Raw genomic sequence first — 13,429 nt, 5'->3', positions numbered from 1 at the left:
AGCGTGGTCCTTACCCATAGGGGGTCTGTTCCATCTCGTCGGTCAGCCCGCGGCGCAGGTCGCCGGGCGCCGGGCCGCCGGCCCCGTTGAGGGGCGCGTGGTCGAGGGAGCTCTCCAGCTGCCACGGCACGCTGGTGATCATCACGCCGGGGAGGAACTGCAGCCGGGTGCGCAGCCGCAGGGCGCTCTGGTTGTGCAGCAGGTTCTCCCACCAGTGCCCGACCACGTAGTGCGGCACGAACACCACCACGAGCTCCCGCGGGCTCGAGCGCCGGATGTCCTTGACGAAGTCGAGCACCGGGCGGGTGATCTCGCGGAAGGGCGAGTCCAGCACGGTCAGCGGCACCGGGACGTCGTAGCGCTCCCAGTCGGCCTGCAGGGCGCGGGTCTCGGCGTCGTCCACGTTCACCGTGAGCGCGGTGAGCACGTCCGGCCGGGTGGCCCGGGCGAAGGCCAGCGCCCGCAGGGTAGGCTTGTGGACCTTGGACACCAGCACGACCGCGTGCACCTTGCTGGGCCTCATCCGCGCGTCGCTGTCCGGGATCAGCTGGCTGGCGACGTGCGAGTAGTGCCGGTTGATCGACTTCATCAGCAGCAGGATCAGCGGCATCGCGCAGATGACGATCCACGCGCCGGAGACGAACTTGGTGACGACCACGATGGCCAGCACCACGGTCGTCAGCGTGCCACCGATCGTGTTGATCACCCGGGAGCGCTGCATGCGCCGCCGGGCCGCGGGATCGGTCGCGGCGCGCAGGTCGCGGTTCCAGTGCCGCACCATGCCCCACTGCCCGATGGTGAAGCTGGTGAAGACGCCGACGATGTACATCTGGATCAACTGCGTGGAGTCGGCCTCGAACGCAACCAGGAGCAGGACGGCGAACCCGGCGAGCAGCAGGATGCCGTTGCTGTAGACCAGCTTGTCGCCGCGGGTGTGCAGCTGGCGCGGCATGAACCGGTCCTGCGCGAGCACCGAGCCCAGCAGGGGGAACCCGTTGAACGCGGTGTTGGCGGCGAGGATCAGCACCAGCGCGGTGACGGCCTGCACGTAGTAGAAGCCGAGCGAGCTCGGTCCGCCGAAGGTCGCCGCGGCGACCTGGGCGATGACGGTCCGCTGCGGCTCGGTCGCGCAGTTCGCGAAGCCGACCAGGTCGCAGGGGTGCTGGACGTACTTGACGTCACCGAGCAGCGCGAGGGCGGTCACGCCGACGAACATCGTCGCTGCGATGCCGCCCATCAGCGCCAGGGTGGTGGCGGCGTTCCGGCTCTTCGGCGGCCTGAACGCGGGCACACCGTTGGCGATCGCCTCCACCCCGGTGAGCGCGGTGCAGCCGGAGGCGAAGGCCCGCAGCGCGAAGAAGATCAGCGCCAGCCCGGTCAGCTGGGTGTACCCGGGCTCGGCCTCGATCGAGTACCCGGCGCTCTCGGCGACCACCGGGTTGTCGGTGAGGAAGTCCCGGACCAGGCCGGTGACGACCATCACCAGGATCCCGCTGATGAACAGGTACGTCGGGACGGCGAAGGTCTTGCCGGACTCCCGCACCCCGCGCAGGTTCGCCGCCACCAGCAGCACGACCAGGGAGACGGCGATGGCCACGCGGTGCTCGTCCAGCGAGGGGAACGCCGAGATGATGTTGTCGGTGCCCGAGCTCACCGACACCGCGACCGTCAGCACGTAGTCGGTGAGCAGCGCGCTGGCCACCACCAGACCGGCGAACTGGCCGTGGTTCTTCATGGCGACCTCGTAGTCGCCGCCACCGGAGGGGTAGGCGTGCACCACCTGCCGGTAGGAGAGCACGACGACGACCAGCAGCAGCACGACCAGCGCCGCCAGCCACGGGGCCAGGAAGAGGAACGCCGTCCCGGCCAGCGTCAGGATGAGCAGGATCTCCTGCGTCGCGTACGCCACGGACGACAGCGGGTCGCTGGCGAAGATGGGCAGCGCCAGGCGCTTGGGGAGCAACGACTCACCGGCCCGGTCACTGCGGACCGGCCGGCCGAGCACGAGGCGTTTGGGCAGTTGTCCGAGGTCGGACAGGGATGGCACGCGGCGATGGTACGGACGCCGCAGCCTCGCGTGCCGCGAGTGCGGGCGACCTCACTCCCCCGGGTCCCTGACACGGCCCCGCCCACCGCCCGCGGGTCGGTTCCAGGTGTACGTTCGCGCGCTGTACGCCCGAGTGATCGGACCGGGCGACGCGGGTCGACCAGGTGGGGTGGAACAGGTGCACGTGGTCGTGATGGGCTGCGGCCGGGTCGGCTCGGCGATCGCCCGGCGTCTCGAGGCGATCGGCCACAGTGTCGCGGTCATCGACCAGGACCCGGAGGCCTTCCGCCGGCTGGGGCCGGAGTTCGGCGGTCGCCAGGTGACCGGGCTCGGGTTCGACCGGCAGACCCTGCTCGACGCCGGCATCGACTCGGCCGGCGCGTTCGCCGCGGTCAGCAGCGGCGACAACTCCAACATCATCAGCGCCCGGGTGGCGCGGGAGACGTTCGGCGTCGAGCACGTCGTGGCCCGGATCTACGACTCCAAGCGCGCCGAGGTCTACGAGCGGATGGGCATCCCGAGCGTGGCCACCGTCCCGTGGACGGTGAACCGCCTGATGCGCGAGCTGCTGTCGGTCAAGGTCAGCGAGGTCTGGCGGGAGCCGACCGGGAAGGTCCTGCTCATGCGGCTCACCGTCACCGACGGCTGGGTCGGCCGGCCGTTGACGGAGCTGGAGAACGCCTCCGGGGCCCGCGCCGCCTGGCTCGTCCGCTTCGGCGAGGCCCTGCTGCCCACGTCGTCCACCGTGCTGCAGTCCGGCGACCACCTCGTCGTCGCCGCCACCGACGAGCTCACCGACCGGGTGCACCAGACGGTGGAGCACGGTCATGTGGGAGGGCACCGCTGATGCGCGTCGCCATCGTCGGCGCCGGCGCCGTCGGCCGGTCCATCGCCGGGGAGCTGCTCGGCAACGGCCACAGCGTCATGCTGATCGAGAAGAACGGCTCCCGGGTGAAGCCACGGGCCGTTCCCGGCGCCGAGTGGGTGCAGGCCGACGCGTGCGAGGTGTCCTCCCTGGAGGAGGCCCAGCTCGCCACCTGCGACGTGGTGATCGCCGCGACCGGTGACGACAAGGCCAACCTGGTCGTCTCGCTGCTGGCGAAGACCGAGTTCGCGGTCAACCGCGTGGTCGCCCGGGTCAAGGACCCGCGCAACGAGTGGCTCTACACCGAGGCGTGGGGTGTCGACGTCGCGGTCTCCACGCCCCGGGTGCTCGCCGCCCTCGTCGAGGAGGCGGTGACCGTCGGCGACGTCGTGCGGCTGATGAGCTTCCGGAAGGGCGCGGCCAACCTCGTGGAGATCACCCTCGCCGAGGACACCCCGTGGGTGGGCCGACCGGTGAGCGAGGTCCCGCTGCCGCGCGAGACGGTGCTGACCACGATCCTGCGCGGCGACCGGGTCATCACCCCCGACGCCGACGAGCCGCTCGAGGCCGGCGACGAGCTCCTGTTCGTCACCCACGGGGACATCGAGGAGCAGCTGCAGAAGACGATGGGCGGCGGCGGCGCCTGAGGCCCCGTTCAGCGGCTCGCCCCGAGCGCGCGAGGGGTGAGGAGAACGGGGTCCTTCTTCAGGCGGCCGGGCGCTCCTGGCCGTCGGACGGCGCGTCGGTGTCCGAGCGGTGCCGGTGCAGCCGGGAGACCACCCACAGGGTCACCACCAGCTCGACGGCGGTGAGCGGGAGGCCCAGCAGCAGCGACGAGGTGCCCAGCCACTCGACCTCGTTGCGCCAGTACAGGAATCCCTGGACCGCCGCGCGGAGCAGGAACACCCCGCCCCACAGCACGGTGAGCCAGCCGTAGGCGCGCAGCATCCGGGGGTCGTCGCGCCAGTGCCGTTCGGGCTCGGCGTCCGGCTCGCGTCTGGTCGCCGCGGCGGTGGCCTCACCGACGGCCTGCAGCGGCCGCTCCCGGCGCAGTCCGCCGCGCAGCGAGGGCAGCCGGTGCGAGGCCATCGCGCCCAGGTGGCTGGGGGCCAGGAACTCGGCGACGACCCCGACCAGCGGACGGCGGACCAGCAGCGAGCCGAGCAGGACGACGCCGATGCCGGCGTTGCGCAGGATGCCCAGGGCGAAGAAGTCGCGGGCCTGGCCGGAGTACGCGGCGATGGCCACCGCGATGCCGACGGCGAACAGGCCGCTGACGGCCTGCTGCACGGTCTCCCGGCGGAGCAGGCGCAGCAGGAACACCAGGACGGCGGCGCCGGCCGCCGCCCAGATGCCCACCGTCAGACCGCCGACGGAGTTGGCGACGATGAACGCCACCGTGGGCAGCGACGCGTCGACCATGCCCCGCCAGCCACCGAGCTGCTCGAGCACCAGGTGCCGGTCGAAGGTGGGGCTGGTCGCCCCGTCCCGGCCCTCCCCCGCGGGCGCCTCCGTCACGCGCAGGTCACCCGGCGCCCAGCTCGTACCAGGGGTTGTAGATGACCCGCTGCCCGTCGAAGGCGGCAAAGCGACCGCGGGCGGTCAGCCGGCGCCCCGGCTCGATGCCGGGGATGCGCCGGCGGCCCAGCCAGACGAGGGTCACCGACCCGGAGCCGTCGAACAGCTCGGCCTCCAGGGTCGGGACGGTCTCCCGCGGTGTGTAGACGACGGACTTCAGCCGGCCGGTCACGGTGACCACCTGCCCCTTGCGGCAGCTGCTCACCGGGGCACACCCGGAGGAGGCGACGTCGGACTGGAGCTCCTGGGCGTCGACCGTCTGGTCGTCCGCGGTGAGCTTCTGCAACGCCCGGGACAACCAGCCGCGGGTGGCTGGTTGAGCGGCTGCGGGCCTGGTCTCCGTCACGGCTCCAGCGTAGTGCGGCCCGCGGGCACTGTCCGACGGCCGGCCAGCCAATCGAGCACGTGCCGCCAGGCCGCACCGGCCGGGTCGATGACGGCCATGTGGTCACCGGGGACGACGACGACCGCGACGTCGTCCCCGGCCGCCCGGGCCGCGGCCGCGTAGCGCTCGCTCTGCTCCGGCGGCACGGTCGTGTCGGCGGCCCCGTGCACGCACAGCACCGCGGCGCCGGAGGGCAGCAGCCGCACCGGGTCGGCCGCGGCGTACCGGCCGGGCACGTCCGCCGGCCCGCCACCGAGGAAGGCCACCGTGGCGCCGCTGCCCAGGTCGGCGTCCACCGCGGCGGCGAGGTCCAGCACGCCGGCCTGCAGGACCGCGGCGCCCACCGGCACCCGCGGCCCGGCACCGGGGGCGCCGTCCGGCAGCCGGCCCCGGCCGGCGGCCCAGGCGGCGAGGTGCCCACCGGCCGAGTGGCCGACGACGGTGACGTCGGTGAGGTCCAGCCGCTCCGCGCCCGGCAGGTCCGGCAGCGCGTCGAGGGCTGCGGCCACGTCCTGCAGCGTCGCCGGCCAGCCGCCGTCGCCCCCGACCCGCCGGTACTCGACGGCCACGGCGGCCCAGCCGCGGTCGGCCAGGTCCGCGGCCAGCGGGCGGGCCAGCTCGATGCCGTACCGGGCCCGCCAGAAGCCGCCGTGCACGACCCCGACCACCGGCACCGGCTCCTCCCCCGCCGGGAGGGTGAGCTCGAGGAACTGGTCGCGGTGCGGTCCGTACGAGCGGGTGACCGGGGCGGCGACGGCGGTCACCCGGCGCTGCCGGGACCGGCCGGACCGGCCGGACCGCCGGGAGGCCGGGACCCGGCCGCCTGCCGGCGCGCCAGCTGCTCGGCCGCCTGCGGCGGCAGGGTCAGCGGCAGCGGGTCGCGCACCGGCATGGGCGCGCTCCCCCGGACGACGACGACCGCCCGGAAGGCCTCCTCGAGCAGGCTGGCGTCCCCCGCCGCGGTGGCCGCGGGGCCGCTGATCATGCCGCGCAGGAACCACCGCGGGCCGTCGACACCGAGGAAACGGGCCGGCCGGCGCACCGGCTTGGCCGCGGGCTGGCCCGGCTGCGGGGGCTGCTGCACGAGGACGGTGCCGGCGAGCTCGGTGCCGAACGGCCCCTCGACCTCGGTGAGCGAGGCCCCCTGGCCGCTGGCGCTCTTCGCCAGCTCGACGCGGATGTCGTCCCAGAGCCCGCCGGCCCGCGGCGCGGCGAACACCGACAGCTGGAGCAGCGACTCCCCCGCGCGCAGCGTGGCACCGATCACCTGCTGCTGCTGGTTGACGTCGACCCGCAGCTCCGTGCCCTTCAGCGCCGGCACGCGCAGTGCGCCCAGGTCGACGCGGGGCAGGCCGTCCGCGGGTGCGTCGGCCTGGTCCCACGGCCCGTCGGTGGCCAGCTCCTCACGCTCACGCTGCTGCGGCTCCGGGGGCACCCCGCGTTCCCGCAGGCTGCGGTCGATCCGGTTGCGCCGGTGTCCGAACGGCATGTCAGGCGCGTCCTTCCAGGGTCGAGGTGGGAGGGGCGGCGAGTGCGTCCGCGCCCCCGGTGGAACCGTGCCCGCCGCTGCCACGCTCGCTGGCGGGCAGCTCGGCCACGGGCAGGAAGCGGGCCCGGACCACCGGCTGCACGACGAGCTGGGCCACCCGGTCACCGCGCTGCAGCTGGATCGTGCGCGTGGGGTCCAGGTTGACCAGGTTGACCTTGATCTCCCCCCGGTACCCCGCGTCGATGGTCCCCGGGGCGTTGACCAGGCTGAGCCCCAGCCGGTGGGCGAGCCCCGAGCGGGGGTGGACGAACCCGGCGTGGCCCTCGGGGATGGCGACGGCGACCCCCGTACCGACGAGCGCCCGCTGGTGCGGCGCGAGCTCGACGTCCTCAGCCAGGCACAGGTCCGCGCCGGCGTCACCGGGCAGCGCGTAGGCCGGGGGGACCGCGCCGGGCACGGTCAGCAGCACGGGCACGTCGACGGAGCCGCCGGCCGGGGCGGCTCCGGCTCCGGAGGTCCCGACGGAGGAGGTGCGGGCGAGTGGTTCGGGCACGGCGGCGAGGCTAGCCGCGCCGCCCGCCGCGCGTGCGGAGCGCCGCCCCGGTCACGGCCGGCCGGGCGCCCGCGGGGTGCGGAGGTCGGCCAGCACCCGCTGCGCCAGGTCGGCGGTGCCCTTGCGGTTGGCCCGCGCGGCGAGGGTCGCGCCGACGAGCAGGGGTCCCATCCCGCCCCTGCCGCGCCGCAGCCGGCGGGCCACCTGACGCTGGAGGGCCGCGGCTCCAGCGGCGCCCAGCGCGGAGATCACGCCGGTGGAGCGCCGGGAGCCGACGGCGGACTGCGTGGTCCAGCTGTTCAGATAGGCCAGCGCGCGCCGGCGGGCGTCGCCGGGCGCCGGGCGGCCGTGGAGCTCGTGCAGCTCGCCGATGAGGACGATCTCCACGGCGGCGACCAGCAGGGTCTGCGCCCCGAGCTCCACCGGTACGGCGAGCAGGGTCGGCGGGGCCATCCACTGGGCGGCGGCCAGCCCGCCGGTGGCGGCCCCGATCCCCCCGGTGAGCCGGGCCGCGCGGGCCACGAGGGCGTCGGCGATCTCCTCGTCCGACGCCCCGGGGTAGGCCCGGCGCAGCCGCTCACGGTCCCGGATGGGCAACCGGGGCGCGGCGGCGTCGAGCAGGTCGGTCAGCAGCGAGCCGGAGGCGGCATCCCGCGGGGGTCGGGCTGCGCCGCTGCCGCGGCGGCTGCTGCGCGCGGCACCCCCGAGGGCGGCGACCACGTCCGCCAGCACCCCGGCCGCGTTCCGGTCCGACGTCCGCACGCCGGCTCGGGAGCGGCCGGTCCCGGGCGCACCCTCCCGGCCGAGCAGTCCGGCGACCGCGTCGGCCAGGGCACGTCCGGCGTCGGCCAGGCTCGGGGAACCCCCGAGGACCTCTCCCTCGACCGGCTCGCCGGTCCGCCCCTCCGCCGGCCCGACAGGGCGCGGCGGCGGGACGTCCCGGGGTGGGACGGAGGAACGCGGCTGCTCGCTCACCGGCGGATCAGGCCGCGCAGTCCCGGCAGAACAGCTGGTCGCCCTTCGTGGCGGCGAGCCGGCTGCGGTGCTGCACCAGGAAGCAGCGCGAACAGGTGAACTCGTCCTCCTGCTTGGGCAGCACGCGGACGGTCAGCTCCTCGTTGGACAGGTCCGCACCGGGGAGCTCGAGGTTCTCGTTGAAGTCGGTCTCGTCGACGTCGACCGAGGACGACTGCGCCTCGGCCCGCCGCGCCTTGAGCTCCTCGAGGGAGTCCTCGCCGAGCTCGTCGACCTCGTTGCGTCGCGGGGCGTCGTAGTCGGTGGCCATGGGGTGCCCCTTCTCTTCTCTCGTCGCGGGCTCGCTGCCCGCTCCTCTGCCGTCGGCGCCGCAGCGCTCCGGGCTGGTCGTGCCGGCCGTGGCAACGGCCGGGAGTCGGTCCTGTGGCGCCCTCACTGCTGAGGCCGCCCGTGGTCCCGGACCGCCGCCTCGGCGACCCGGGACTGCACTCCGGCGAGCCCCCCAACGCGGTCCGGCCCCCGTTTGTGCCCGCCGCGCGCGGACCGACACATCCGGAGCACCGCGGCGTCTCGGGGAACCGGCGAGCACGGGAGCGCCAGAGGCTACCCTGCGCCGGTGACGACCACCGTGGGTGCCGATCCGGCCGTCGTCGGGCCGTATCTGGCCGAGGCGCTCGGGGGCCAGAAGTGGCGTTCGGTCCGGGTCGAGCTGATCACCGCGGGCATGTCGAACCTCACCTACGTGGTCACCCCGGAGGGCGGCTCGGACGCCGACGCGGTGATCCTGCGCCGCCCGCCGACGGGCGCGGTGCTGGCCACGGCGCACGACATGGTGCGCGAGCACCGGGTGATCTCCGCGCTGGCCGGGACGCCGGTCCCGGTACCCCGCACGCTGCACCTGGCCACCGACGCCGCCGTGCTCGGCGCCCCGTTCTACGTGATGGAGCGGGTCGTCGGGGTGCACGTCGTCCAGGAGCTGCCGCCCGGCTTCGCCGAGCAGCCGGCGGAACGCCGCGCGCTGGCGAGCGGGCTGATGGACGTGCTGGCCGACCTGCACTCGGTCGACGCGGCCGCGGTCGGGCTGGCCGACTTCGGCCGGCCGGAGGGGTTCCTGCAGCGACAGGTACGCCGCTGGACGACCCAGTGGGACGCCACCCGGGACACCGACCGCCCCGCCATGGACGCCCTCGCCGCCCGGCTGGCCGCGACGGTGCCCGCCACGCAGCGGTCGGGCATCACGCACGGCGACTTCCGGCTGGACAACTGCCTGCTGGACCCGGACACCCCCGGTGCGGTCCGGGCGGTCCTGGACTGGGAGATGTCGACGCTGGGCGACCCGCTCACCGACCTCGGCATGCTCTTCGTCTACTGGCCGCAGGCAGGCGAGGACCGCGGCGTCGCGATCTCCCCGGTGACCACGCTGCCCGGCTTCCCCACCCGGCTGGAGCTGGCCGAGCGGTACGCGGCACGCACCGGCGCCGACCTCACCGACCTGCGCTGGTACGTCGGCTTCGCCTACTTCAAGTTCGCCGCGATCGTCGCGGGGATCGTCGCCCGCTCGGCCGCCGGCGCGATGGCCGGCAAGGACACGACCGGCTACGCCGACAAGATCGACCCGTGCGTGGAGCTGGGACGCGCCGCGCTGGAGGACGGTGCGCTCTAGCGGGTCCACCCGCCACTAGGGTCTCGCCCGTGAGTCAGCTCGTCGCCGTGGACACGCCGTGACCGAGACGGTCGGACGGCGCCCGGCGGGGCCTCGCAGCCGCCGGCCGCTGCCCGCGTTGATCTTCCTCACGGTGCTGGCGCTGGCCGCCCTCGGCGTGTGGTGGAACGTGCTGCGCGCGGACGCCGCCCACGACCGTGAGCAGGCCGCGGCGTGCAGTTCCGCGGAGGCGGCACCGCCGTCCCTCGACCCGACCACGGTGACCCTGCGGGTGTTCAACGCCACCGACCGGGGCGGGCTGGCCGGCACGGTCGCCGCCGAGCTGCAGGCCCGGGGTTTCGTCGTCGCCGAGATCGCCAACGACTCCGCCGACGTCGAGGTCACCGGCGTCGGCGAGCTACGCTTCGGCCCGGTGGGCGCCGAGGCCGCCGACTTCGTCGGGGTCTTCCTGCCCGGTGCCACTGAGCGGCCCGACACCCGCGCCGACGACCGGGTCGACCTGGTCATCGGACCGGACTTCCAGGCGCTGGCGACCCCCGACCAGGTGTCCGCCGCGCTGGCCCCAGCCGCCAGCGCCGAAGCGGCCTGCTGAGCTGAGTGTCCGGCCGGCCTCCCGGCTCCCACTCCGCGGCCTGAGCCGCTGCGCGGCGTCAGCGCTGGGCGTGCAGCCGCTCCACCAGGGCGACGAACTCCGCCGCCACCCCGGGCGCGACCGCGACGGCCATCGGCTCCGCGAAGGGCCGCCCGTCCGTGCCGGTGACGACCAGCCCGGCCTCCGCCGCGATCAGCGCGCCGGCGGCGTGATCCCAGGGCTTGAGGTCCAACTCGTAGTAGGCGTCCACCCGACCGGCCGCGGCAGCGCAGAGGTCCAGGGAGGCGGTGCCGATCCGCCGGATGTCCCGGACCCGGGGCAGCAGCTCGGCGACGACGGCGCCCTGCGCCCGACGCTGCTCGGCCCGATAGCCGAACCCGGTGGCAACCAGCGTCTCGTCGAGCCGGGTCGCGGCACTGCCGTGCAGTCGCTGCGCCGCGGCGCCGGGCGCGGTCAGCCACGCGCCCTGGCCCCGGACGGCGCTGAACAGCTCGCCTGTGGGGACGTTGAGCACCACCCCGACCTGCGTGGCCCCCTCGACCTCCGCGGCGATCGACACGGCGTAGGCCGGGACGCCGTAGAGGAAGTTCACCGTGCCGTCGATCGGGTCGACCACCCAGCGGACCCCGCTGCTGCCCTCGCGCGACGCACCCTCCTCGCCCAGCACCCCGTCGTCCGGGCGGGCCTCGGTCAGCCGCCGGACGATCAGCTCCTCGCTGGCCCGGTCCACCGCGGTCACCACGTCCACCGAGCTCGACTTGGTGTCGACCTGCTCGGCGGCGGTGCTCCGCCCGGCTCCCACCAGCTCCGCGGCGTCCTCGGCAGTGGCCCGGGCCAGCTCGAGCAGCTCGGTGCGGAGGTCGGGTGCGGCGGTGCCGGTGGTGGTCACATCGGGCGATCCTGCCGGACGGGCCCCGCACTCCGGTGTCCGGCCACTAGGCTGCGCGCGTGCAGGGCTTCGGAGTGGACATCGGTGGCAGCGGCATCAAGGGCTGCGTGGTCGACCTGGACAAGGGCGAGCTGGTCGGGGAGCGGGTACGGGTCCCCACCCCGCAACCCGCCGCGCCCGAGCCGATCTACGGCGTGGTCGCCGAGATCGTGGGGCGGTTCGGCTGGGAGGGTCGCATCGGCGTCACCTACCCCGGCGTCATGAAGCACGGCGTGGCGTTCACCGCCGCGAACATGGACAAGAGCTGGATCGGCACCGACTTCGCCAGCGGGCTCGCCGCGGTCATCCCCGGCACCGTCCAGACGCTCAACGACGCCGACGCCGCGGGCATCGCCGAGATGGCCTACGGCGCCGGCCGGGACGAGCGCGGCCTGGTGCTCATGCTCACCTTCGGCACCGGGATCGGCAGCGCCCTGTTCATCGACGGGCGGCTGGTGCCCAACACCGAGTTCGGCCACATCGAGGTCGACGGCGCGGACGGCGAGAAGGCCGCCTCCGCCGCGGCCCGCGACCGGGAGGGCCTCAGCTACCCGCAGTGGGCCAAGCGGGTCGACCGGTACCTCGACGTCCTCGAGAAGAGCGTGTGGCCCGACCTGATCATCGTCGGCGGCGGTGTGAGCAAGAAGGCGGACAAGTGGGTCCCGCTGCTGAGCACCCGGACCCGCGTGGTCCCGGCCCAGCTGCAGAACGACGCCGGGATCGTCGGTGCGGCCCTGGCCGCCGAGGAGCGCATCGGTCAGTGACCGGAGGCTCCCCCCTAGTGGGGAGTGTGCAGCCCACCGGGCCGCTCGCGGCCCGAACCGGTGGACCCGCGCCAGGGCGTCGTTACAATGGAAGAGCCCGTTCGCACGTCTCCCCCAGCCAACAGGTCATCCCCCGCCATCCGTCCGCCGAAACCACGCCCTTGTGGTTCGCCTCGTCGGGCCCAGCGAAGGCCTGGACCGCAGGGGACGGCGGGGGGCCGCTGCCCGCGGGCCACACGGCCCCCGAGGAACGCACCGCAGTACGGGAAGGAACTTGAGTGCCCGCCGCCAAGAAGGCCCCGGTGAAGTCCACGCCGGCGAAGCAGGCCGCGACGCACAAGCCGACGATCGCCCCCTCCCCGGGCAGCGGTGAGGGTGCCGTGCTGACCGCGGTGGCCACGGAGGACTCGGCCGTCGCCGTCGTCGACGCCGGCTCCGAGGGCCTGAAGCTCGACGAGACCGTCGTCGCCGGCAAGGACGGCGTCGCGGAGAACGAGGTCGACGAGAAGGACGCCGAGGGCGGCGACTTCGAGTGGGACGACGAGGAGGAGTCCGAGGCGCTGCGGCAGGCCCGCAAGGACGCCGAGCTCACCGCCTCCGCCGACTCGGTCCGCGCCTACCTCAAGCAGATCGGCAAGGTCGCGCTGCTCACCGCCGAGGAGGAGGTCGACCTCGCCAAGCGGATCGAGGCCGGCCTCTACGGCGCCGAGCGACTGCGCCAGGTCGAGGACGAGGGCCAGAAGATCTCGCCGCAGATGCGCCGCGACCTCAACTGGATCGTCCGCGACGGCGAGCGCGCCAAGAACCACCTGCTGGAGGCCAACCTCCGCCTGGTCGTCTCCCTCGCCAAGCGGTACACCGGCCGCGGCATGGCCTTCCTGGACCTGATCCAGGAGGGCAACCTCGGGCTGATCCGCGCGGTCGAGAAGTTCGACTACACCAAGGGCTACAAGTTCTCCACGTACGCCACCTGGTGGATCCGGCAGGCCATCACCCGCGCCATGGCCGACCAGGCACGCACCATCCGCATCCCGGTGCACATGGTCGAGGTCATCAACAAGCTCGGCCGGATCCAGCGCGAGCTGCTCCAGGACCTGGGCCGCGAGCCCACCCCGGAGGAGCTGGCCAAGGAGATGGACATCACCCCGGACAAGGTGCTGGAGATCCAGCAGTACGCCCGGGAGCCGATCAGCCTCGACCAGACCATCGGCGACGAGGGCGACAGCCAGCTCGGTGACTTCATCGAGGACTCCGAGGCGGTCGTCGCCGTCGACGCGGTCAGCTTCACCCTCATGCAGGACCAGCTGACCAGCGTGCTGCAGACGCTGTCCGAGCGGGAGGCCGGCGTCGTCCGGCTGCGCTTCGGGCTCACCGACGGCCAGCCGCGCACGCTGGACGAGATCGGCCAGGTCTACGGGGTCACCCGCGAGCGGATCCGGCAGATCGAGTCCAAGACCATGTCGAAGCTGCGCCACCCGAGCCGCTCGCAGGTACTGCGCGACTACCTGGACTAGCAGAAGGACCTCCTGCAGGGGGCCGGACGATCGAACGCCCCCCGACCCACGGGTCGGGGGGCGTTCGCACGACGGG

At 74.2% G+C, this 13,429-nt stretch carries 15 protein-coding genes; 6 read left to right on the top strand and 9 right to left on the bottom strand.

The features are described 5' to 3' along the window. Positions 1-10: 10 nt before the first annotated feature. Positions 11-2,047 (bottom strand): APC family permease, encoded by a 2,037-nt coding sequence (locus HK417_RS10725; protein WP_222266195.1) that lies wholly within the window; start codon positions 2,045-2,047, stop codon positions 11-13. 169 nt (positions 2,048-2,216) lie between these two features. Between HK417_RS10725 and HK417_RS10720 the strand changes: the two genes are divergently transcribed. Both HK417_RS10720 and HK417_RS10715 read left to right on the top strand, forming a co-directional pair. Further along, a complete protein-coding gene (locus HK417_RS10720) occupies positions 2,217-2,894 on the top strand; it encodes a TrkA family potassium uptake protein (RefSeq protein WP_368858521.1) in 678 nt (225 codons plus the stop codon). Next, positions 2,894-3,559, top strand: coding sequence for a potassium channel family protein (locus tag HK417_RS10715; RefSeq protein WP_222266193.1), 666 nt, complete (start codon positions 2,894-2,896; stop codon positions 3,557-3,559). Before HK417_RS10720 ends, HK417_RS10715 begins: the two co-directional genes overlap by 1 nt. Positions 3,560-3,617: 58 nt before the next feature. On the opposite strand, the gene HK417_RS10710 is transcribed toward HK417_RS10715, so the two are convergent. From HK417_RS10710 to HK417_RS10680, 7 genes are read right to left on the bottom strand one after another with little or no spacing between them, the layout of a single operon-like run. After that, positions 3,618-4,430, bottom strand: coding sequence for a DUF3159 domain-containing protein (locus HK417_RS10710; protein ID WP_308123509.1), 813 nt, complete (start codon positions 4,428-4,430; stop codon positions 3,618-3,620). Positions 4,431-4,437: 7 nt separating this feature from the next. Further along, entirely contained in the window at positions 4,438-4,836 is a 399-nt protein-coding gene (locus HK417_RS10705; protein WP_222266191.1) for an OB-fold nucleic acid binding domain-containing protein, read from the bottom strand. Next, positions 4,833-5,639: an alpha/beta hydrolase family protein gene (locus tag HK417_RS10700; RefSeq protein WP_222266189.1), complete on the bottom strand. Its 807-nt coding sequence runs from the start codon at positions 5,637-5,639 to the stop codon at positions 4,833-4,835. The genes HK417_RS10705 and HK417_RS10700 overlap by 4 nt, the downstream gene beginning before the upstream one ends. Beyond that, positions 5,636-6,364, bottom strand: a complete 729-nt coding sequence (locus tag HK417_RS10695; protein ID WP_222266186.1) for a DUF3710 domain-containing protein — start codon at positions 6,362-6,364, stop codon at positions 5,636-5,638. The genes HK417_RS10700 and HK417_RS10695 overlap by 4 nt, the downstream gene beginning before the upstream one ends. Position 6,365: 1 nt before the next feature. Beyond that, positions 6,366-6,917, bottom strand: a complete 552-nt coding sequence (gene dut / locus HK417_RS10690) for a dUTP diphosphatase (protein WP_308123508.1) — start codon at positions 6,915-6,917, stop codon at positions 6,366-6,368. 51 nt (positions 6,918-6,968) lie between these two features. After that, positions 6,969-7,892, bottom strand: coding sequence for a hypothetical protein (locus HK417_RS10685; protein ID WP_222266184.1), 924 nt, complete (start codon positions 7,890-7,892; stop codon positions 6,969-6,971). A 7-nt stretch (positions 7,893-7,899) separates the two neighbouring features. Beyond that, the gene (locus HK417_RS10680; protein ID WP_222266181.1) at positions 7,900-8,202 is read right to left on the bottom strand and encodes a DUF4193 domain-containing protein; all 303 of its coding nucleotides are present in this window, start codon (positions 8,200-8,202) and stop codon (positions 7,900-7,902) included. Between the two features lie 306 nt (positions 8,203-8,508). On the opposite strand from HK417_RS10680, the gene HK417_RS10675 reads away from it, so the two are divergent. Together HK417_RS10675 and HK417_RS10670 are read left to right on the top strand one after the other, a co-directional pair. Then, entirely contained in the window at positions 8,509-9,555 is a 1,047-nt protein-coding gene (locus HK417_RS10675; RefSeq protein ID WP_222266180.1) for a phosphotransferase family protein, read from the top strand. Positions 9,556-9,613: 58 nt separating this feature from the next. Then, positions 9,614-10,147, top strand: a complete 534-nt coding sequence (locus HK417_RS10670; RefSeq protein ID WP_222266178.1) for a LytR C-terminal domain-containing protein — start codon at positions 9,614-9,616, stop codon at positions 10,145-10,147. A 58-nt stretch (positions 10,148-10,205) separates the two neighbouring features. Here the strand turns inward: HK417_RS10670 and HK417_RS10665 are convergent, their stop codons facing one another. Continuing rightward, entirely contained in the window at positions 10,206-11,036 is an 831-nt protein-coding gene (locus HK417_RS10665) for an inositol monophosphatase family protein (RefSeq protein WP_222266176.1), read from the bottom strand. Positions 11,037-11,095: 59 nt separating this feature from the next. Here HK417_RS10665 and ppgK point away from each other — a divergent pair, with 59 nt between their 5' ends. Both ppgK and HK417_RS10655 read left to right on the top strand, forming a co-directional pair. Further along, entirely contained in the window at positions 11,096-11,839 is a 744-nt protein-coding gene (gene ppgK / locus HK417_RS10660; RefSeq protein WP_222266174.1) for a polyphosphate--glucose phosphotransferase, read from the top strand. Positions 11,840-12,117: 278 nt separating this feature from the next. Beyond that, on the top strand, positions 12,118-13,353 hold the full coding sequence (locus tag HK417_RS10655; protein WP_308123507.1) for an RNA polymerase sigma factor: 1,236 nt from the start codon (positions 12,118-12,120) through the stop codon (positions 13,351-13,353). The last annotated feature ends 76 nt before the right edge of the window (positions 13,354-13,429 follow it).

The organism is Modestobacter marinus, from assembly GCF_019799945.1.
Taxonomy (GTDB): domain Bacteria; phylum Actinomycetota; class Actinomycetes; order Mycobacteriales; family Geodermatophilaceae; genus Modestobacter; species Modestobacter marinus_B.
The sequence above is the reverse complement of the archived record's forward strand: the minus strand, read 5'-3'. Positions and strand labels throughout refer to the sequence as shown.

Bases quoted from the DNA above. Each gene is read 5' to 3' on its own strand.
- HK417_RS10680 (WP_222266181.1), bottom strand. From the start codon at position 8,202: ATGGCCACCGACTACGACGCCCCGCGACGCAACGAGGTCGACGAGCTC.
- HK417_RS10715 (WP_222266193.1), top strand. From the start codon at position 2,894: ATGCGCGTCGCCATCGTCGGCGCCGGCGCCGTCGGCCGGTCCATCGCC.
- HK417_RS10695 (WP_222266186.1), bottom strand. From the start codon at position 6,364: ATGCCGTTCGGACACCGGCGCAACCGGATCGACCGCAGCCTGCGGGAA.